3 protein-coding genes (1 of these 3 cut by a window edge) are annotated in these 23,435 nt (G+C 64.2%); all 3 read left to right on the top strand.

Annotated elements, in window-relative coordinates:
- Tightly spaced (each overlapping or abutting the next), the 3 genes in view from AC09SL_RS28050 to AC09SL_RS28040 form a layout consistent with a single transcriptional unit that may run on beyond the window.
- On the top strand, positions 1-6,451 hold the 3' portion of the coding sequence (locus AC09SL_RS28050) for a non-ribosomal peptide synthetase (protein ID WP_064107116.1). The gene continues 6,464 nt to the left of window position 1, outside the view; the window shows 6,451 of its 12,915 coding nt (coding positions 6,465-12,915); its start codon lies beyond the left edge, outside the window; it ends in the stop codon at positions 6,449-6,451.
- Positions 6,451-20,214, top strand: coding sequence for a non-ribosomal peptide synthase/polyketide synthase (locus tag AC09SL_RS28045; protein WP_479571968.1), 13,764 nt, complete (start codon positions 6,451-6,453; stop codon positions 20,212-20,214). The genes AC09SL_RS28050 and AC09SL_RS28045 overlap by 1 nt, the downstream gene beginning before the upstream one ends.
- The gene (locus AC09SL_RS28040; protein ID WP_058542698.1) at positions 20,211-23,435 is read left to right on the top strand and encodes a non-ribosomal peptide synthetase; all 3,225 of its coding nucleotides are present in this window, start codon (positions 20,211-20,213) and stop codon (positions 23,433-23,435) included. Before AC09SL_RS28045 ends, AC09SL_RS28040 begins: the two co-directional genes overlap by 4 nt.

Genomic DNA, 23,435 nt, shown 5'->3' with positions numbered 1-23,435 from the left:
CGTTGGCGTGGCCCTGCCGCGCAGCGAAGGGGTGATCGTCGCGCTGCTGGCAGTGCTCAAGGCTGGCGCGGCCTATGTTCCACTGGATACCAGTTACCCACGTGAACGCCTGGCCTACCTGATCGAGGATTCCGGGCTGGCGCTGTTGCTCACCGACTCCCGGGTGTCGGCGCAGTTGCCCCTGGCAGGCGCCGCCCAGGTGCTGGAACTCGATCGCCTGGACCTGAGCCAGCAACCGACCGACGCCCCAGCCGTGCGTATCGATCCGCAGAACCTCGCCTACGTTATCTACACCTCCGGTTCCACCGGCAACCCCAAAGGTGTGAGCGTGGCCCATGGTCCGCTGGCGATGCACTGCCAGGCCATCGGCGAGCGCTATGAAATGCGCGACAGCGATTGCGAATTCCATTTCATGTCGTTCGCCTTCGACGGTGCCCATGAGCGCTGGCTCACCAGCCTGACCCACGGCGCTTCGCTGCTGATTCGCGATGACAGCCTGTGGACCCCGGAGCAGACCTACAACGCGATGCGCGAACACGGCGTGACGGTGGTGGCGTTCCCGCCGGTGTACCTGCAACAACTGGCCGAGCACGCCGAGCGCGAGGGCAACCCGCCGAAGGTGCGCATCTACTGCTTCGGCGGCGATGCGGTGCCCAACGCCAGCTTCGAACGGGTCAAGCGCGCCCTCGATCCGGACTTCATCATCAACGGCTATGGCCCGACCGAAACCGTGGTCACCCCGCTGATCTGGAAGGCCGGCCGCGACGTTGTCTGTGGCGCCGCCTATGCGCCCATCGGCAGCCGCATCGGCGACCGCAGCGCCTACGTGCTCGACGCCGACTTGAACCTGCTGCCCCAGGGCATGGCCGGCGAACTGTACCTGGGTGGCAGCGGGCTGGCCCGGGGTTACCTGAACCGTCCGGGCCTGACGGCCGAGCGCTTTGTCGCCGACCCGTTCAGCGCTTGCGGCGGCTTGCTGTACCGCACCGGCGACCTGGTGCGCCAACGCGCCGATGGCACTTTCGATTATCTGGATCGCATCGACAATCAAGTGAAGATCCGCGGCTTCCGCATCGAACTGGGTGAAGTCGAAGCCAGCCTGCAAGCCCTTGAAGGCGTGCGCGAAGCGGTTGTCGTAGCCCAGGAAGGCGCTGCTGGCAGTGGCAAGCGCCTGGTCGCCTATGTGGTGGCCAATGAAGCCGTGCAAAAGGATTTCGCCGAGCACTTGCGTGACCAGCTCAAGGCGACATTGCCGGCGCACATGGTCCCGGCTTATCTGCTGCTGCTCGAATATCTGCCGCTGACCCCCAACGGCAAGCTCGACCGCAAGAACCTGCCCAAGCCCGACGTCAGCCAATTGCAGCAAACCTACGTGGCACCGCGCAGCACGCTGGAACAGCAACTGGTGTCGATCTGGCAGGACGTGCTCAAGCTCGCGCAAGTGGGCCTGCGGGACAATTTCTTCGAGCTGGGCGGTGATTCTATCGTCTCGATCCAGGTGGTCAGTCGTGCGCGTCAGGCCGGCATTCATTTCACCCCCAAGGACTTGTTCCAGCACCAGACCATCGAGGCGCTGGCGGCGGTGGCACGCCTGGGCGAAACCAGCCAAGCCGTCGATCAAGGGCCGGTGACCGGCGAGTTAACGCTGTTGCCGGTGCAACGGCTGTTCTTCGAACAGGCTATCCCCCAGCGTCAGCACTGGAACCAGGCGGTGATGCTCAAGCCGACACAAGGACTCGATGCGCGGGTGCTGGAGCACGCCTTGAACGCGCTGGTGGTGCATCACGATGGCCTGCGTTTGAGCTTTACCGACGCGGGCGAGGGTTGGCAGGCACGTTACCGTTCGCCAGCCAGCCACGGCGAAGACCTGCTCTGGTTGGCGGACGTGCCAGATGCTCAGGCCCTGGCAAACCTTGCCAACGCAGCGCAACGCAGCCTGGACCTGCAAGACGGGCCGCTGCTGCGCGCGGTATTGGCGACGCTGGCCGATGGCAGCCAGCGGCTGTTGCTGGTGATTCACCACCTGGTGGTGGACGGCGTGTCGTGGCGGATTCTGTTCGAGGATCTGCAAAGCGCCTACCGTCAGTTGTCCAGCGACCAGGCCTTGCAGTTGCCGCCCAAGACCACTTCGGCACGGGCCTGGGCCGAGCACCTGCAAGGCTATGCCGGCAGCACGCCGTTGCAGGAAGAGCTGGCGTACTGGCAGGCGCAGCTCGATGGCGTCGATGGGCAGTTGCCGATGGACAATCCACAGGGCGGCCAGCAGAACCGTCTCGCACTGACCGTGCGCAGCCGACTCGATGCGTCACTGACTCGCCAGTTGCTGCAAGATGCGCCCAAGGCCTATCGCACCCAGGTCAATGACCTGCTGCTCACCGCATTGGCCCGGGTCATGGTGCGCTGGACCGGCGCCGACAGCGCGCTGATCCAGCTCGAAGGCCATGGCCGCGAAGCCTTGTTCGATGACGTGGACCTGACCCGTACCGTCGGTTGGTTCACCAGCCTGTACCCGGCCAGGCTCACGCCGGTGGCGGACCTGGGGCAGTCCCTCAAGCAGATCAAGGAACAACTGCGGGCGATTCCGAACAAGGGCCTGGGCTTTGGGGTCATGGCCCATCTGGGCGATGACGCGGCGCGGGCGACCTTGGCGCGCCTGCCGATACCGTGCCTGACCTTCAACTACCTGGGCCAGTTCGACGCCAGTTTCAATGAGGCCGACGGTGCCTTGTTCGTGCCGGCCAGCGAAACGGCCGGCGATGAGCTGGACGCCGAGGCGCCGCTGTCCAATGTCCTGGCCCTGAACGGGCAGGTGTTCGGCGGCGAGCTGAACCTGGGGTGGACCTTCAGCCGCGAGGTGTTCAACGAAGCCACCGTCCAGGCCCTGGCCGACGATTACGCCCGCGAGCTGCAAGGGCTGATCGAGCATTGCTGTGACGACAGGCATTGCGCCGTGACGCCGTCGGACTTCCCCCTGGCGAGCCTGGACCAACAGCAATTGGACGGGCTGCCGATGGCGCCGGCGCAGATCGCCGACCTGTATCCGCTGTCGCCGATGCAGCAGGGGATGTTGTTCCATGCGGTCTACGGTGACGCCAGCGGCGATTACATCAACCAACTGCGCCTGGACGTCGAGGGGCTGGACCCGCAGCGCTTCCGCCAGGCTTGGCAGGCGGCGGTGGACGCCCATGACATCCTGCGCACGCGGTTCGTCTGGCAGGGCGATTTGCCGGGGCCGGTGCAGGTGGTCAGCAAACACCTGGCGCTGCCTTACAGCCTGCATGACCTGCGGGCCGACCCACAGCGCGACCAGACCTTGCAGGCCCTGGCCGATGGCGAACGCCAGCAACTGGACCTGAGTGCCCCGGCCCTGTTGCGACTGGTGATCGTGCGCCTCGACGAGCAGCGCTACCACTTGATCTACACCCACCATCACATCCTGATGGATGGCTGGAGCAACTCGCAATTGCTCGGCGAAGTGCTGCAACGCTACAGCGGTCAGCCCGTGGCCGTTCATGGCAGTCGTTACCAGGATTACATCGCCTGGCTGCAACGCCAGGATGCCGCCGCCAGCGAGGCGTTCTGGACGCCTGCGCTGCAACGCCTGGAGACGCCGACACGGCTGGCGGACGTCATGGCGAAACCGCAGGCGGCCGGCACCGGTTATGGCGACCATGTGCAGGTCCTGGACGAAGCGCTGACCCGACGCCTGGAAGCGTTCGCCCGCACCTCGAAAGTCACCGTCAACACGCTGGTGCAGGCCGCGTGGCTGCTGCTGTTGCAGCGTTACACCGGCAAAGACACCGTGGCGTTCGGCGCAACCGTGGCCGGTCGTCCGGCGGACCTGCCGGGCATCGAGCAGCAGATCGGCCTGTTCATCAACACCTTGCCGGTGATCGCCAGCCCACGGGCCGAGCAATCGTTGGACAGCTGGCTACAAACGGTGCAGGCGCAAAACCTGGCGCTGCGCGAGTTCGAGCACACCGCGTTGCTGGACATCCAGCGCTGGGCCGGGCAGGGCGGTGAAGCGCTGTTCGACAGCCTGTTGGTGTTCGAAAACTATCCGATTGCCCAGGCCCTGGAACAGGGCGCGCCGGATGGTTTGCGCTTTGGCCCGGCGGCCACCCAGGAGCAGACCAACTACCCATTGACCTTGCTGGTGGGCCTGGACCGTCAATTGTCGGTACACATGAGCTACCAGCGGGCGAGCTTCGAACCCGCCACCGTGGTGCGATTGGCCACGCATCTGGCCCAGTTGCTGGGTCAGATGACGGCCCATGGCGAGCGCTGCCTGGGTGAACTGTCGATGCTGGAGTTCGATGAGCATCAGCGCCTGACCCATGACTGGAACCCGGTTGACGCGCCGTTCGAGCAAGGGCTGTGCATTCACCAGATGATTGCTCGCCAGGTTGAAGCCACGCCAGATGCCTTGGCGGTGACCTTCGCCAACACTCAACTGAGCTACAGCGAGCTCGACGGTCGCGCCAATCGCCTGGCCCACAAGCTCATCGAACTGGGCGTGGGTCCCGAAGTCCGGGTCGGCGTGGCGATGCCGCGCTCCGAACACCTGCTGATCGCCTTGCTGGCGGTGCTCAAGGCCGGTGGCGCCTACGTGCCGCTGGACCCGGATTACCCGGCCGAGCGAGTGGCCTACATGCTCGACGACAGCCGTGCGCGGGTGTTGCTGACCGAGCAAGCGGTGGCGGCGACGCTGAGCGTGCCGGCTGAAACCACCGTGCTGATGCTCGACCAGCTCGATCTTTCACGCTATCCATTGAGCGCACCGCACAGCAGCGTCACGCCAGACAACCTCGCCTACGTCATCTACACCTCCGGCTCCACCGGCAAGCCCAAGGGCGTGGCGATTGCCCATCGCAACGTGCTGGCGCTGATCGACTGGTCTCAATCGGTCTACAGCCGCGATGACATCCAGGGTGTGTTGGCTTCGACATCGGTGTGCTTCGATCTGTCGGTGTGGGAACTGTTCGTGACCTTGGCCAACGGCGGCTCGCTGATCATCGCCCGCAATGCCCTGGAATTGCCGCAACTGCCGGCCCGGGATCAGGTGCGCCTGATCAACACCGTGCCCTCGGCGATTGCCGCGTTGCTGCGCAGCGATGAGATCCCGGCCAGCGTGCGCATCATCAACCTGGCCGGTGAGCCACTGAAGCAGAGCCTGGTGGATGCGCTCTATCAGCACCCCACCTGTGGGAGTGGGCCTGTGCAAGCAGAGCCATTAGAGGCAAGGCTAGTAGGGGTAGGGACAGTAGGGGAAGGGACAGTAGAAATAGGGCCTATGGGAGCAAAGCTTGTGGGAGCAAAGCTTGCTCGCGATAGCATCCCATCGGCTGGCCCATATGTGACTGACCCACCGCCATCGCGAGCAAGCTTTGCTCCCACAGGCCTAGCTCCCACAGGTCTCGCTTCCACAGGTTCTGATCTTGCAGGATCTGCTCCCACCGGCTCACTCCCACAAGGGATCGAGCATGTGTACGACCTTTATGGCCCTTCGGAAGACACCACCTATTCCACCTGGACCCGCCGCACCGCCGGCGGCACGGCGAACATTGGCCGGCCTCTCAAGCACACTGCCAGCTACCTGCTCGACGCCGACCTGCAACCCGTGCCCCAAGGCGTTTCGGCGGAGCTGTACCTGAGCGGCGCGGGCATCACCCGTGGCTACCTTGGCCGGGCCGCGATGACCGCCGAAAAATACGTACCCAACCCGTTCTCTACTACCGGCGAACGCCTGTACCGCACTGGGGACCTGAGCCGTTACCGCGCCGATGGCGTGCTCGAATACCAGGGCCGCATCGACCATCAAGTGAAGATCCGCGGCTTCCGTATCGAACTGGGGGAAATCGAAGCGCGACTGCTGCAACAACCCCAGGTGCGCGACGTGGCGGTCCTGGCCCAGGACGCATCGGGCGCTCAGCAACTGGTGGCCTATGTGGTCGTCCCGGCGCTGAACCTGAATGCCACCGAAGCCCAACGCGCCCTGCGCGATGAACTCAAAGTCGCCCTGCGTGAACATCTGCCGGACTACATGATCCCGGCGCACCTGTTGTTCCTCGAGCAACTGCCCCGGACCCCCAACGGCAAGCTCGACCGCAAGGCCCTGCCAGCGGTGGAGACCGGCCTGTTGCAGGCCGGTTATGTCGCCCCGGCCAGCGAGCTTGAACAGCAGGTGGCGGCGATCTGGTCCCAAGTGCTCACGGTGGAACGCGTGGGCCTGAACGATCACTTCTTCGAGCTGGGCGGTCATTCGCTGCTGGCGGTCAATGCCGTCTCGCGCATGGCGCTCGAACTGGGGTTGACGCTGACCCCGCAATTGATTTTCCAGCACCCCGTCCTGGGGGAATTTGTCGCGCAACTCGACACAGCGGACGGGCCGATCGATGAACAGAAACTGAACAAGCTGGAAGCCCTGCTTGATGAAATGGAGGAAGTCTGATGGACAAGAGTGTTGCTTTGAGGATTGCCAAGCGCTTTATCACTCTGCCGCTGGACAAACGTAAGCGCTACCTGGAAAAGATGCTCGAAGAGGGCGTCTCGCCGGCCAACCTGCCGATCCCCGAGGTCCGCTCCGGATTCGAACAGATCGCGCTGTCCTACGCCCAGGAACGCCAGTGGTTCCTGTGGCAGATGGACCCCCGCAGCTCGGCCTACCACATCCCCAGCGCCTTGCGCCTCCAAGGACGGCTGGACGTAGCGGCCCTGGAGCGCAGCTTCAACGCCCTGGTCGAGCGCCACGAGAGCCTGCGCACCACCTTCATCGAGCACGGCGAGCAGACCGTGCAGGTCATCCACCGCCAAATGCCCCTGCGCATCGCGGTCGAGGCGTTGCCCGTCGGTTCGCCGCTCAGCCAGGACGACAGCATCAAGGCGTTCGTCGAGCGCGAAATCGCCCGTCCGTTCGACCTGCGCCAAGGGCCGTTGCTGCGGGTTGCGCTGTTGAACATCGCCGAGGACGACCACGTGCTGGTGTTGATCCAGCACCACATCATTGCCGATGGCTGGTCGATGCAGGTGCTGGTGGACGAACTGGTGCGCCATTACGCCGCCGACACTGCCGGCCAGTCCCTGGTCTTGCCGGAACTGACCGTGCAGTACGCCGACTATGCGATCTGGCAACGCCACTGGCTCGAAGCCGGTGAGCGCGAGCGACAATTGGCCTATTGGGTCCAGACCCTGGGCCGCGAACAGCCGGTGCTGGCGTTGCCGCTGGATCATCCGCGCCCACCCGTGCAGAGCTTTCGTGGCGCGCGCCTGGACTTGAACCTGCCACCGGAACTGGGCGCGGCGCTCAAACAACTGGCCCAGCGCGAAGGGGCCAGCCTGTTCATGGTGTTGCTGGCCTCGTTCCAGGCCTTGCTGCACCGCTACAGCGGCCAGCCGCAGATTCGTGTCGGGGTGCCGGTGGCCAACCGCAACCGGGTCGAGACCGAGGGCCTGATCGGCTTTTTCGTCAACACCCAGGTGCTCAACGCCGATGTCGATGGGCAAATGCCGTTCGACCGCTTGCTCGCCCAGGTCAAGCAGTCGGCCATGGCCGCCCAGGCTCATCAGGACCTGCCGTTCGAACAGTTGATCGAGGCCCTGCAGCCGGAGCGCAGCCTCAGCCACAGCCCGATCTTCCAGGTCATGTTCAACCACCAGACCGCCAGCGACACCCAGGACCGGCAGATGCAATTGCCGCAACTGAGCATCGAGGACCTGGTGTGGGAGGGGCACACCGCCCAGTTCGATTTGACCTTGGGCACGTATGAAACCGGGCAGGGTGTGGTCGCGGAGCTGACCTACGCCACCGACCTCTTCGAACCTCAGACCATCGAACGCCTGGCCCGGCACTGGCAGAACCTGCTGCAAGGTATCGTCGATGCACCGCAGCAACGTATCGGCGAGTTGCCGTTGCTCGATGCCACCCAGCAGCGTCTGACGCAGCAAGATTGGCACCGTGTGGTTGATCATGGCCCCACTGCGTGTGTACACCAGCGCATCGCCGAACAGGCCCGCGCGACCCCGGACGCACTGGCGCTGACGATCGATGGGCAGGCCCTGACCTACGGGCAGTTGGACGCACGCGCCAACCAGCTCGCCCACCGCTTGATTGCCCTGGGCGTGACGCCTGACCAACCGGTGGGGATCGCGGTGGAGCGCAGCGCCGAGATGATTGTCGGCCTGCTGGCGATCCTCAAGGCCGGCGGCGCCTACGTGCCACTGGACCCGGCGTACCCTGAGGATCGCCTGGCCTACATGATCCAGGACAGCGGCATCGAGTTGCTGCTGACCCAGGCCCGTTTGCAGGCTCGATTACCGATCCCGGCAACGCTCGAAACCCTGTTGCTGGACCAGCCGGATGCTGCCTTGCAGGACGCACCGAGCATATGCCCGGCGGTGCCACTGAGCGCCGAGCACCTGGCCTACGTGATCTACACCTCTGGTTCTACTGGCAAACCCAAGGGGGTGATGGTGCGCCATGGCGCGCTGAGCAATTTCGTCTCCAGCATGCTCGCCCAGCCAGGTCTCACGGCCGACGATCGCATGCTGTCGTTGACCACCTTTTCCTTCGATATTTTTGCCCTGGAAATCTATGGGCCGCTGTCGGCCGGGGCCAGCGTCGTGCTGACCGGGCAGAACGTGCACCAGGACCCGCAGGCGGTGCTGGCGCTGATCGAACGGCACGACGTGACGGTGCTGCAAGCCACCCCTTCGAGCTGGCGCATGTTGCTGGATCACGAACAATCTGCGCTGCTGGCCGGTCGCACCTTCCTGTGCGGCGGCGAGGCGTTGCCCCAGGAGTTGGCGCAACGGCTGCTGGCGTTTTCGCCGAAGGTCTGGAACCTCTACGGCCCGACCGAAACCACGATCTGGTCGGCGGTGCATCCGCTGAGCCCTGAAAACAGCCGTCCGTTCCTTGGCCAACCCCTGGACAACACGGCGCTGTACATCGTCGGCAGCGACCTGACGCTCAACCCGCCCGGCGCGCCGGGTGAACTGCTGATCGGTGGCGACGGACTGGCCCGCGGTTACTTCCAGCGTCCGGCCCTGACCGCCGAACGCTTTGTGCCGGACCCGTTCTCCACCACGGGCGAGCGCCTGTACCGCACCGGTGACCTGACCCGCTATCGGGCTGAAGGCGTAGTCGAGTACATCGGCCGCATCGACCATCAGGTCAAGATCCGCGGCTTGCGCATTGAACTGGGGGAAATCGAAGCGGCGCTGCTGGCCCAGGCCAGTGTGCGGGAAACCGTGGTGGTGGCTCATGAAGGGCCGACCGGCGCGCAACTGGTGGGCTATGTAGTGCCCATTGACGCAGTGCCGCAAGCGGATGCCGAGGCCTCATTGCGCACCGCGCTCAAAACCGCGCTCAAGGCGCAATTGCCGGAATACATGGTGCCGGCGCATCTGCTGTTCCTCGCGCAACTGCCGTTGACGCCCAACGGCAAGGTCGATCGCAAGGCGTTGCCGGCCCCGGATGCCAGCGAGTTGCAACGTGCCTATGTGGCGCCCGGCAGTGCCCGTGAGCAACAGGTGGCGGCGATCTGGCAGGAGGTGCTCAAGCTCGAGCGTGTCGGGCTTGCGGACAACTTCTTCGAGTTGGGCGGGCATTCGTTGCTGGTGACCCAAGTGGTGTCGAGGGTCCGTCGGGCGCTGGATATCGAAGTGCCGTTGCGCAGTCTGTTCGAACACAGCACGTTGCAGAATTTTGTGCAGGCCCTCGACGCCGGCCACGGTGAACAACCGTTGGCGCTGGTGCCGGTGCCCCGTGACAAGCCGTTGCCATTGTCCTTTGCCCAGGAACGCCAATGGTTCCTGTGGAAAATGGATCCCGACAGCGCCGCCTACAATATTCCGACGGCGCTACGGCTGCACGGTGCGCTGGATACAGGCGCCCTGCGTCACAGTTTTGCAGCGCTGCTGGAGCGTCACGAAAGTTTGCGCACCGCCTTCGTCGAAGACGATGGCCGGACCTGTCAGGTGATGCGTGCCCAGGGGCAGGTCGACTTCGTCGAGCAGCGTCTGGCGGTGGATGACGAGGCCGGTATCCAGGCATTTATCGAGCAGCAGACGCAACGCTCGTTCGATCTGCTGAACGATGCGCTGTTGCGCGTCGGCCTGCTGGCGCTGAGCGAGCAAGAGCACATCCTGGTGCTGACTCTGCATCACATCGTTGCCGACGCCTGGTCGTTGCAGGTGATGGTCGATGACCTGATGAGCCTGTACTCGGCGTTCATCCAGGGGCAGTCGGCGCAGTTGCCAGCCCTGGCGGTGCAATACGCCGACTATGCCGTCTGGCAACGGCAATGGATGGCTGCCGGTGAGCGCGACCGGCAACTGGCCTACTGGACCGAACAACTGGGCGATGAACAACCGCTGCTGGAACTGCCCACCGACCATCCGCGCCCGGCCCAGCAAAGCATGCGCGGCGCGCGGTTGCCGATTGTGCTCGATCGCACGTTGAGCGACGACCTCAAGGCTTTGGCTCGCCGGGAAAACATCACGTTGTTCGTGCTGTTGCTCGGTTCCTTCCAAGCGTTGTTGCACCGTTACAGCGGCCAGGCCGACATTCGCGTCGGGGTGCCGATTGCCAACCGCCAGCGCCTGGAAACCGAGCGATTGATCGGGTTTTTCGTCAATACCCAGGTGCTGCGAGCCGAATTCCACAGCGACTTGACCGGCGCCGCTTTGCTGCAACAGCTCAAGCAGACGGCCATGGCGGCGCAGATGCACCAGGACCTGCCGTTCGAGCAATTGGTCGATGCCCTGCAGCCGCAACGCAACCTGAGTCACAGCCCGCTGTTCCAAGCCATGTTCAACCATCGCAACGAAACCGACACGGCCTTGACGACTGCCTTGCCGGATCTGGCCATCGAGCCTATGGGTTGGGCGCAGCGCACCGCGCAGTTCGACCTGAGCCTGGACACCAGCGACAGCGCCCAAGGCCTGCACGCGGCCCTGACTTACGCCACGGATCTGTTCGAGTCGGCCACCATCGAACGCATGGGCCAGCATTGGCTCAACCTGTTGCAAGGCTTGGTGCAGGACCTGCACCGCCCCGTTGCGCAGTGGGCGTTACTGGACGCTGACGAGCGCCGACGCATACTGGTGGAGTGGAACGCCACGGCGGTCCAATACCCGCTCGATCGCAGCGTGCACAGCTTGATCGAAGAGCAGGTGTTGCGGACCCCGGACGCCCCGGCACTGGTGTTCGGCGAGCAACGCCTGACCTACGCCGAACTCAACGCCCGGGCCAACCGCTTGGCACATCGGTTGATCGCTCAGGGGGTCGGTCCGGATGTGCTGGTGGGTATCGCCGTCGAGCGTTCCGTGGAAATGGTCCTGGGGCTGTTGGCGATTCTCAAGGCCGGCGGTGCCTACGTACCGTTGGACCCTGAATATCCACGGGATCGCCTGGCCTATATGTTCGACGACAGCGGCATCGGTCTGCTGTTGACCCAGCGCCATTTATTGGACGCGTTGCCCGTCCCGGAGGCCATTCGCTGCCTGCTGCTGGATCAGCCCGAGGACGGGCCGCAAGCCGGTCGCGATGCCAATCCGTGCGTCGACGTCGACCCTGAAAACCTGGCGTATGTGATCTACACCTCCGGCTCCACCGGCAAGCCCAAGGGTGCGGGCAATCGTCATTCGGCCCTGGTCAATCGGCTGTGCTGGATGCAGCAGGCCTATGGGCTCGATGCCACCGACAACGTGCTGCAAAAAACCCCTTTCAGTTTCGACGTATCGGTGTGGGAGTTCTTCTGGCCATTGTTGACCGGCGCGACGCTGGTGGTGGCCGCGCCGGGCGCTCATCGCGACCCGACGCAGTTGATTGAGCTGATCACCGCGCAGCGCATCACCACGTTGCACTTCGTGCCGTCGATGTTGCAGGCGTTTGTGCAAGACCCGCACGTGGCCCAATGCTCCAGCCTGAAGCGGATCGTGTGCAGTGGCGAAGCCCTGCCGGTGGATGCGCAGCAGCAGGTGTTCGCCAAACTGCCGAATGCCAGCCTGTACAACCTCTACGGTCCGACCGAGGCAGCCATCGACGTCACCCATTGGACCTGTGTCGAGGATGGTCGCGACAGCGTGCCGATCGGCCAGCCGATTGCCAACCTGGGCACCTACATCCTGGACGCTGAATTGTCGCCCGTGCCGGTCGGTGTGACGGGCGAGCTGTACCTGGCTGGCGAGGGCCTGGCCCGGGGTTACCATCGACGCGCGGCGCTGACCGCCGAACGCTTCGTGACCGGCCCCTTCGGCACGGGGCAGCGGCTGTATCGCACCGGTGACCTGGCGCGCTACCGCGCCGATGGCGTGATTGAATACGCCGGGCGCATGGACCATCAGGTGAAAATCCGTGGCTTGCGCATTGAACTGGGGGAAATCGAAGCGCGCCTGGCCGAGCACGCCGAGGTGCGCGAAACCGTCGTCATCGCCCAGGACGGCACCTTGCTGGTGGCCTACCTGGTGCCAGCCCGCGCTGAACTGCTGAGCGCCGAAGACGCCGTCCGCCAGGTGCTGCAAGGTCGCCTCAAGGAGCATTTGAGCCGGTCCTTGCCCGATTACATGGTGCCGCAGCACTGGGTGTGGCTGGAAAAAATGCCCGTCAGCCCCAACGGCAAACTGGAGCGCAAGGCGCTGCCCAAAGCCGATATCAGCGCCAGCCCGAAGGCTTACATCGCACCGATCACCGCCCTCGAACAGACCCTGGCCGCGATCTGGCAAAGCGTGCTCGGGCGCGAGCAAGTGGGGGTGGGTGACAACTTCTTCGAGCTGGGGGGCGATTCGATTATCTCGATCCAGATGGTCAGCCGGGCGCGGCAGGCCGGGGTTCATTTCAGTCCCAAGGATCTGTTCGTCCACCAGACCATCCAGGGCCTCGCCAGCGTGGCGACCCAGGGGGCCAGCGGCCCGGGCATCGACCAGGGCCCGGTGACGGGCGACGCACTGTTGCTGCCGTTCCAGCAACTGTTTTTCGAAAAGGACATGGCCGAGCCCCATCACTGGAACCAATCGGTGCTGCTCAAGGGGCTGCGGCCGCTGGATGCTGCTCATCTGGAGCAGGCATTGCAGGCACTGGTTGCCCACCACGATGCCTTGCGCCTGGCCTTCACCCGTGAGCACGACACCTGGACCGCTCGCCATCAAAGCCTCGCCGAGCAGCAGGCGCTTTGGCAACGCTCACCCCTGTTGTGGACGACCGACGTGGCAGATGCTGCGGCGCTTGAACGGTTGGCCGAACAGGCCCAGCGTAGTCTCGAACTGTACAACGGCGCGCTGTTGCGCGGGGTCTTGGCGCGCCTGGCCGATGGCAGCCAACGGTTGCTGCTGGTGATCCATCACCTGGTGGTGGACGGGGTGTCCTGGCGCATTCTGCTGGAAGACCTGCAACAGGCTTATCAACAACTGCAAGCCGGCCAGGCCCTGGAACTGCCCGCCAAGACCTGCGCCACCCAGGCTTGGGCGCAACGGCTGCAGGGGCATGCCGGCAGTGCGGCGTTACAGGCCCAAATGGCCTACTGGCAAGGGCAACTGCAGGGCGCTCGCGCCGATTTGCCTTGCGACCGGCCCGAGGGCGAACTGCGCAGGTGCCATGGGGCGCAGGTTCAGACGCGGCTGGATAAAAACCAGACCCGACAACTCTTGCAGCAGGCGCCGGCGGCCTACCGCACCCAGGTCAACGATCTGCTGTTGACGGCCCTGGCCCGAGTGATCGGCCGCTGGACCGGCGACGCCTCGACCTTGATTCAGCTGGAGGGGCACGGCCGTGAGGCGCTGTTCGATGATCTGGATCTGAGTCGTAGCGTCGGCTGGTTCACCAGCCTGTTCCCGGTGCGCTTGACCCCGGCCGCCACCGCTGGGGATTCGCTCAAGGCGATCAAGGAGCAATTGCGGGCGATACCCGACAAGGGGCTCGGATTCGGTGTGCTGCGCTACCTGGGGGATGAGCAGACCCGTCGTACCCTCCAGGCGTTGCCTGTGCCACGCATCACCTTCAACTACCTGGGCCAGTTCGACAGCGGATTCGCCGATGACGCCGACGGCTTGTTCATCCCGGCCAGCGAATCGGCGGGCGCGCCACAGAGCCCGCTGGCGCCGCTGGACAACTGGTTGACCCTCAATGGCAGTGTCTACGCCGGCGAACTGAGCATCGACTGGACGTTCAGCACGCAGATGTTCGACGAATCGACGATCCAGACGCTGGCCCGGGACTACGGCCAAGAGTTGCAGGCCCTGATCGAACACTGCTGCCAGGCACCGCACCAAGGTTTCACGCCGTCGGACTTCCCGCTGGCCGGGTTGACCCAGGCTGAGCTGGACGCGTTGCCACTGGCGCCCCGGCAAGTCGAAGACATTTATCCGTTGTCGCCCATGCAGCAAGGCATGCTGTTCCATACCTTGTATGAGCAACAGGCCGGCAGCTACATCAACCAACTGCGGGTGGATGTCCAAGGGTTGGACGTCGAGCGCTTCCGCCAGGCCTGGCAGGCGGCCATGGATGCCCATGAAGTGCTGCGCAGCAGTTTCGTCTGGGAAGGTGAATTCAAGCGTGCACTGCAGGTCGTGCACAAACAGCTGGACGTTGCCTTCCTGTTCCATGACTGGCGTGCCAGTGCGCAGCTGTCCGAGGACCTCGACACCCTTGCCCTGGCGCAGCGCCAGCAGGGTTTCGCGCTGGAGGCGGCGCCCTTGCTGCGCCTGGTGGTGACACGTGTGGCAGAGGACCGCTACCACTTGATCTACACCTGCCATCACATCCTGATGGACGGCTGGAGCAACTCGCAGTTGCTCGGTGAAGTGTTGCAACGCTACAGCAGCCAACCCGTCGTCGCATCGGGCAGCCGCTACCGGGACTACATCGCCTGGCTGCAACGCCAGGATGCGGTGGCCAGCGAGGCGTTCTGGAAGCCCGTGCTGCAACGCTTGGAGGCCCCGACGCGGCTGGCCGATGCCATTGCACCACCGGCCCAGGCCGGTGCTGGTTATGGCGACCATGTGCAGGTTTTGGATGAAGCATTGACCCGGCGTCTGGAAACCTTCGCCCGCACCTCGAAAGTCACCGTCAACACGCTGGTGCAGGCCGCGTGGCTGCTGCTGTTGCAGCGTTACACCGGCAAAGACACCGTGGCGTTCGGCGCAACCGTGGCCGGTCGTCCGGCGGACCTGCCGGGCATCGAGCAGCAGATCGGCCTGTTCATCAACACCTTGCCGGTGATCGCCAGCCCACGGGCCGAGCAATCGTTGGACAGCTGGCTGCAAACGGTGCAAGGGCAGAACCTGGCCTTGCGCGAGTTCGAGCACACCGCGTTGCTGGATATCCAGCGCTGGGCCGGGCAGGGCGGTGAAGCGCTGTTCGACAGCCTGTTGGTGTTCGAAAACTATCCGATTGCCCAGGCCCTGGAACAGGGCGCGCCGGATGGTTTGCGCTTTGGTCCGCCGCTCACCCAGGAGCAGACCAGCTACCCGTTGACGCTGTTGGTGGGATTGGATCGGCAACTGTCGGTGCACATGAGCTACCAGCAGACGAGCTTCTCGGCGGCCACGGTGCAACGGCTGGCGGCCCATCTGGCTCAGTTGCTGGGACAGATGACCGATGGCGGCGAGCGCTGCCTGGGTGAACTGTCGATGCTGGATTTCGATGAACATCAGCGCCTGATCCATGACTGGAACCCTGTGGGCGCGCCGTTCGAGCAAGCATTGTGCATTCACCAGATGATTGCTCGCCAAGCCCAAGCCACGCCAGATGCCCTGGCCGTCACTTTCTCCAACACCCAACTGAGCTACAGCGAACTCGACGGTCGCGCCAATCGCCTGGCCCACAAGCTCATCGAACTGGGCGTGGGTCCCGAAGTCCGGGTCGGCGTGGCGATGCCGCGTTCCGAGCACCTGCTGATCGCCTTGCTGGCGGTGCTCAAGGCCGGTGGCGCCTACGTGCCGCTGGACCCGGATTACCCGGTTGAGCGAGTGGCCTACATGCTCGACGACAGCCGTGCGCGGGTGTTGCTGACTGAGCAAGCGGTGGCGGCGACGCTGAGCGTGCCGGCTGAAACCACCGTGCTGATGCTGGATTGGATCGAGCTGGGGCAGTACCCACTGAGTGCACCGATCACCCATGTCACGCCGGACAACCTCGCCTACGTCATCTACACCTCCGGCTCCACCGGCAAGCCCAAGGGCGTGGCGATTGCCCATCGCAACGTGCTGGCGCTGATCGACTGGTCTCAATCGGTCTACAGCCGCGACGACATCCAGGGTGTGCTCGCCTCCACGTCGGTGTGCTTCGATCTGTCGGTGTGGGAGTTGTTCGTGACCTTGGCCAACGGTGGCTCGCTGATCATCGCCCGCAATGCCCTGGAATTGCCGCAACTGTCGGCCCGGGATCAGGTGCGCCTGATCAACACCGTGCCCTCGGCGATTGCCGCGTTGCTGCGCAGCGATGAGATCCCGGCCAGCGTGCGCATTATCAACCTGGCCGGTGAGCCACTGAAGCAAAGCCTGGTGGATGCGCTCTATCAGCACCCCACCTGTGGGAGTGAGCCTGTGCAAGCAGGGCCATTAGAAGCAAGGCCAGTAGGGGGAGGGACAGTAAAAGTAGGGCCTATGGGAGCAAAGCTTGTGGGAGCAAAGCTTGCTCGCGATAGCCTCCTATCGGCTGGCCCATGTGTGACTGACCCACCGCCATCGCGAGCAAGCTTTGCTCCCACAGGCCTAGCTCCCACAGGTCTCGCTTCCACAGGTTCTGATCTTGCAGGATCTGCTTCCACAGGCTTTGCTCCCACAGGCTCACTCCCACAAGGAATCGAGCATGTGTACGACCTTTATGGCCCTTCGGAAGACACCACCTATTCCACCTGGACCCGCCGCACCGCCGGCGGCACGGCGAACATCGGTCGGCCCCTCAAGCACACCGCCAGCTACCTGCTCGACGCCAACCTGCAACCCGCCCCCCAAGGCGTCTCGGCGGAGCTGTACCTGAGCGGCGCGGGCATCACCCGTGGCTACCTTGGCCGCGCGGCGATGACCGCCGAAAAATACGTACCCAACCCGTTCTCCACAACCGGCGAACGCCTCTACCGCACTGGCGACCTGAGTCGTTACCGCGCCGATGGCGTGCTCGAATACCTGGGCCGCATCGACCATCAAGTGAAGATCCGCGGCTTCCGTATCGAACTGGGGGAAATCGAAGCGCGGCTGCTGCAACAGCCTCTGGTGCGCGACGTGGCGGTCCTGGCCCAGGACGCACCGGGCGGCCAGCAACTGGTGGCCTACGTGGTTGCTCCGGCGTTGCAAATGGACGAAAGCAACCTGCGCGCTCAGCTCAAGGCAGGTCTCAAGGAACACCTGCCGGACTACATGATTCCGGCGCACCTGGTGTTCCTCGAACAACTGCCCCTGACCCCCAACGGCAAGCTCGACCGTAAGGCCCTGCCGGCGGTGGAGACCGGGTTGTCGCAAAGCGGTTACGAGGCGCCCGTCAGCGAACTGGAGCAACAGATCGCCGGTATCTGGCAAGAGGTGCTGGAAGTGGAGCAGGTCGGTCGCAACGACCATTTCTTCGAGCGCGGTGGCCACTCCTTGCTGGCAACCCAGGCCGTCTCGCGTTTGCGCAAGCTGACGGGCTATCCGCTGAGCCTGCGTGACTTGTTCAATCATCCGCAGCTCAAGGCGCTGGCGGTCCTGATGGCCGGCACTGCCGATGGACCGGTTCGGGCTGGCGATTCCCATGAGGTGCGGCTCAAGGCCCATGGGCCGCGACGTTCGGCACCGCTGTCGTTGGTGCAGCGACGTTTGTGGATCGCCGAACAATTGTCCGGCGGTACGTCGGCCTATGGCATGCCCATGGCGCTGCGCCTGTGCGGCGAGTTGTCGGTGGCGCACCTGATGAGCAGCTTTGCCAATGTGGCTCGCCGTCATGACGTATTGCGCACCGCGTATGTTCAAGACGAAGAAGGCGATCCGCTGGCGCTGATTGCCGATGAGGTGCAACTGGACTTCCCGGTGATCGACCTCTCTGGCCTGTCGCCCAGTGCCCAGCAGGAACAGGTGGCCCAGGCGACGCTGGAAAACGCGCGCATCCCCATCGACTTGGAACAGGCACCGTTGTTGCGCGGGCGGATCCTGCGCCTGGGGCCGACCGAGCACGTGTTGTTGTATGCCATGCACCACATCATCTCCGATGGCTGGTCGATGGGGCTGTTGATCAATGAACTGGTGCAGGGCTATGAGGCGTCCCTCAAGGGTGAACCGATGCCGCTGCCGCCCCTGGAGGTTCAGTACCATGACTTCGCGCTGTGGCAACAGGCGCTGGAGCAGCAGGGCGTGCTGGCGCGACAGGCCGAGTACTGGAAACACCGGCTCGGCGGCTACGAAGGGCGCCTGGACTTGCCACTGAGCAGCCCCCGGGGCCAGACCGCGTCCTACGATGGCGATGCGCTGCAGTTCCAGCTTTCCACTGGGCTGAGCGAGGCCTTGCGCCGGTTAGCCAGCGAGGCCGGTGTCACGCTGTACAGCACGCTGCTGGCGTCCTTCCAGGTGTTGTTGCATCGGCTCTGCGACGCGCAAGACCTGGTGGTCGGCGCCGACGTGGCCGGTCGTGAACAACCCGAGCTGGAGCGGCTGATCGGTTTCTTCGTCAACGTACTGCCCCTGCGTTCGCACTTCGACGCCACGGTCACGTTCTCGCGGTTCCTGGGGCAGACCCAGGACAACCTGCTCGGTGCCCTGGAGCATCAGGACTTGCCCTTCGACCAGATTGTCGAAGCCTCGGGCGTACCGCGACACAAGGGCATGAACCCGTTGCTCCAAGTGTTGTTCGTGATGAACAACGTGCCGGTGCGCACCCGCGCCATGACGGGGTTGAGCGTGGAAATGCTGCCGGCGCTCGAGACCCATTCTAAATTCGATATGGCGTTGTTCGTTGACGAAGAAGAAGGGCAATTGCGCGGAAATTGGCAATTCGCCACAACCTTGTTCGGACATGAGCGTATTCAGCACCTGATTCAGGCCTGGACAGCCCTGTTGGAACAGATCGTCGCTGATCAGGATATTCAATTGGGAGCTATCAGCATGCCAGTCGACAACAGGGCGGCATCCGTCACGCCTGCCACCGTCCCAGGGCCCAAGGCCGACAAACTGGGCAAGTTTCTCAAGCGCTCCGTAACGCCGCTCGCCAAGCCTCGTGCGGCGCGGGTGCGTGAATCACTGGTGGCTGCACCGCAGCGCTTTCCCTTGATGCTGGAACCGGGCGAGCCCCATCTGGATGTCATCGACTGGATCCACCAGAACCGGCCGCTGATCGAGCAAAAGCTGGCCGAACATGCGGGCGTTCTGTTCCGCGGTTTCGAGCTGGACGGTATCCAGGGTTTTGAAGCGTTCGCCGAAGCGGTACAGCCAGGGCTTTATGGTCAGTACGGCGACCTGCCGAAAAAAGAAGGCGGCAAGAACACCTACCGTTCCACGCCGTACCCCGAGCGCAAGATGATCCTGTTCCACAACGAAAGCTCCCATCAGGACCGCTGGCCGCGCAAGCAGATGTTCTATTGCGAGCAGGCCGCGCCCGTAGGCGGCGCGACCCCGGTGGTGGATTGCCGGTTGATGTATGAACGATTGCCGGCGGACCTTCGCGAGACGTTCGAAGACAAAGGGTTGCTGTACGTACGCACCTTCACCGCCAAACTCGATGTGTCGTGGCAGCACTTCTTCAAGACCGAAGACCGCCTTGAAGTGGAGGCCCGCTGTCGGGCGGGCGGCATCCAATGGCGCTGGCTCGATAACGACGAGTTGCAGACCCGCACACCGGGGCCCGCGATCATCACGCACCCGATCACCGGAGAAAAGTCGTTCTTCAATCAGGTGCAATTGCATCACATCTATTGGCTGGACCCGGACGTGCGGGAGGACCTGTTGGCGATGTTCGGCCTGGAGCGCATGCCTCGGCATGTGTATTACGGCGACGGCACACCGATTGAAGACGAGGTGATGGCGCGTATCGGTGAGCTGTATGAAGCCTGCGCGGTGCGTTTCGACTGGCAAAAAGGTGATGTGATCCTGCTGGACAACATGCTGGTGGCCCACGCCCGCGACCCGTTCGAGGGCCCGCGCAAGATCGTGGTGGCCATGGGTGATATGTACGACCGTAGCGCGCTGGACAACCCGGCCAGTGCCGGGCACGCGATTCAGGGCAGGCGCAATCTGGAGGAAACCGGAGCATGAGCGAAGTAAGGATGGATCAACAGGACCCGAGTTTCCCCCTGACGCCCGAGCAACAAACGCTGCTCGAACAACTGTCGCCCACGGCGACCTGTGGCGAGGCGTTGCGCTGGCTGAACGTGGTGATCGACGGTGATCTCGATCCGCAGCGCTTGCAGGTCGCGTTCGATACGCTGCTGGCGCAGCAGCCGATGCTCTTGGCGCGGCTGGGCAAAGTCGCCGGTTTCCACGGTTGGCGTCAGGCCGCCGCCAGCGCCGCTCGCTTCCCGCTGACAGTACAGGCCAGCGAGCAACGGGCCGAGGACATCCAGGCGCAGATCAAGGACTCGATGGGTCGCGCTTTTGTGCTCGGCGAATCGGAAAGCCTCCAGGCCGGGCTTTATCGTCTGGCGCCACGGCAATGGCAACTGGTGCTGGGTATCGCCAGCTGCAGTGCCGATGGGCAATCCCTGAATCTGCTGCTTGAGCAGGTGCAGCAAGCCTACGCCGGGATCCAGGGAGTGGAAGACGCGCCGGGGGAGTTCACCCAATACCTGGAATGGCGCAGTGAGGTGGTGCTGGATGAAGATGCCGCCACCGGACGCACCTACTGGCAGCAGCACCTGCACGGCCTGCAGACGGACATCGCCACGCCGTGGCTGGCCGCACGCAGCGCCGGCAGTGAGACCGGTGCAGGCGACAGGTGCGTGTCGCTGACACTGGAACCTGCCCAGCGTGACGCGTTGTACCGTCTGGCCGAGCAGCTCGGCCAGCCGCTTGCCACGCTGCTGCAAGGCGCGTGGTGGGTGTTGCTGGGACGTTTGAGCGGGCTTGAGCAGGCGCTGGTCGGCGTGCGCCATGACAGCCGTGGCGACTATGAATACTTCGCCCATGCCGTGGGCGTGTTCGAGAAAACCCTGCCGCTGTGCGTTTCGTTGCCCGCCAACATGGCGTTCAGCGAGTGGTTGAGCGAACTGGCGGCGGGCCTCGAAGCCCATCGCACCTGGCAGGAGTACTGGACGCCGGACCTGGCGCCTGACGCACGCCCGGCCTATGGCTTTACCCTGGGGCAGGCCAGCGGTGCCCGGAGCAGTGGCGGCCTGAACTGGGCGGCGCCGGAGCCAATGCTCACGCAGGCCGATGCGTTCGAGTTGCTTTTACAGGTTCAATTGGACGATGCCCAGCGGCTTGCCGCGGTCGATCTGTCTTACGCCAGTTCGCGTTACTCGCTCGCGTCGGCCAGCGTTGTGCTGGAACAGTACGCCGAGCTGTTGGCATCGATCCTTGCTGCACCGCAAACCGCGCTGGCGCAGCTCAATTTGCTCAGTCGCAGCGAAGAGCGGCGCTTGCGGGCGATCAACCCGCCGATGCAGGCATTGGCGGATGGCCGTTATCTGCCGCAGCGCATCGCCGACCTGGCAGTTCATACGCCGGACGCCATCGCCCTGGCCGACGCCCATCAGCACTTGAGCTATGGCCAGTTGCAAGCCCGGGTCGACCGTGTGGCGCAGGGCCTCAAGGACCAAGGTCTGGGCCAGGGTTCGATTGTCGCGCTGGCGTTGCCGCGCTCCGCGCAGCTGGTGATTGCAATGCTGGCGAGCTGGCGCATAGGGGCGGCGTACCTGCCCCTGGATGTGCAGTGGCCCCAGGCGCGTCAGGCGTTGATGCTGGAACAGGCCGACGCGGCCGTGTTGCTCACCGATGCGGCACATCTGCCGGCCTGGCAAGGGCAGCCGTACAAGGCGCTGACATTGGCTGAACTCAGTCAGTCGGCAGCGCCCTTGCCGGCGCTCGCCACCAAAGGCAACGACATCGCCTACGTGTTGTTTACATCCGGTTCCACCGGGGTGCCCAAAGGCGTGGTGATCGAGCATCGGCAATTGCTCAACTACACCGCTCAGGCCAGTCAGGCCCTGGGGCTGGGGCAGTGCAAAAACGTCGGTTTCAGCTCCACCGTGGCGGCGGATCTGGGCAACACGGCGTTGTTTGGCGCGTTGTTCAATGGCGCCACCCTGCATGTGGCCAGCGATGAGCAGATGCAGGACGGCGCGTTGTTTGCCCAGTACGTGCAGCAGCAACGGATCGACTGCCTGAAAATCGTGCCGTCGCACCTTGCGGCGTTGCTCGACAGTGAGCAGGCGACACTGCCGCTTACGCTGATTCTGGGCGGCGAGCCGATTCCCGCGACGTTGATCGAGCGCATCGCCCGGTTGCGCAGCGATTGCCGCGTGTTCAACCACTATGGACCGACCGAAACCACGGTGGGGGTGATGATCCATCCATTGGCCCTGGACGGCGCTGCCGGCGATTGTGCGGCGCTGACTCAGGTGCTGGGCAACAATCAGGTTTACCTGCTGGACGCCGAGCTGCGCTTGGCGCCGGTGGGCGTGCTGGGTGAGGTGTACCTGGGCGGCGCGCAGCTGTGCCGGGGCTATCTGAATGCCGAGGCCGATGAGCAGACGTTCATCCAGAGTCCGTTCGATCCGGCGCAGCGTTTGTATCGCACCGGCGACCTGGCGCGTTATCGCCCGGATGGGGCGATCCAGCTGTACGGTCGGCGTGATCAGCAGGTCAAGGTGCGCGGGTACCGTATTGAACTGGCGGAGATCGAGGCCGTGCTTCTGCGCATGCCGCAGGTGGCCGAAGCCCTGGTGCTGCCGGCGGCGTCGGTCGAGCAGGGGCTGTTGGCGTTTATCGTGGCGCAGCCGGGTAGCGCGACGGGCGTGTTGGACGCCGCCCGTGCCGGGTTGAGCGCCCGCCTGCCCAGCGTGATGGTGCCCCAGCACATGCAACTGATCGAAGCGTTCCCGCGGCTGGTCAACGGCAAGATCGATCGCAAGGCATTGCAGCAGTTGGTGGGTGCGACAGCTTCTGGCGAAGACGCAGCGCCGCGCGATGCGCTGGAGCAATTGCTCGCCGCACGCATGGCGCAGTTGCTGGGGCTGGAGCGATTGGGTATCGATCGTGACTTCTTCGCCGCCGGAGGTCATTCGTTGCTGGTGATCAAGTTGGTGGCCGGTATTCGCAAGTTGTTGCAGTGCGAAATTCACCCGGGACTGGTCTTCGATCATCCGACCGTGGCGTCGCTGGCACTGGCGTTGCGGGCGCTAGAGAGCAGTCCGGGGCAACTGGAGAAAATGGCCCAGGTACGCCTGCGCATGGAAGCGATGAGCCCCGAGGAAAAGCTCCGCCTGACCGAACAGGCTCGGCAGCTGCAAGCCGCCAAGGCTGCGCAAGGCAACTGA

This window comes from Pseudomonas sp. PF05, assembly GCF_056521845.1.
This window is presented reverse-complemented; position numbering and strand designations above follow the sequence as displayed.

What these genes read in the sequence shown, in the direction of transcription:
- AC09SL_RS28045 (WP_479571968.1), top strand. Translation starts at nt 6,451, where the DNA reads ATGGACAAGAGTGTTGCTTTGAGGATTGCCAAGCGCTTTATCACTCTG.
- AC09SL_RS28040 (WP_058542698.1), top strand. Translation starts at nt 20,211, where the DNA reads ATGAGCGAAGTAAGGATGGATCAACAGGACCCGAGTTTCCCCCTGACG.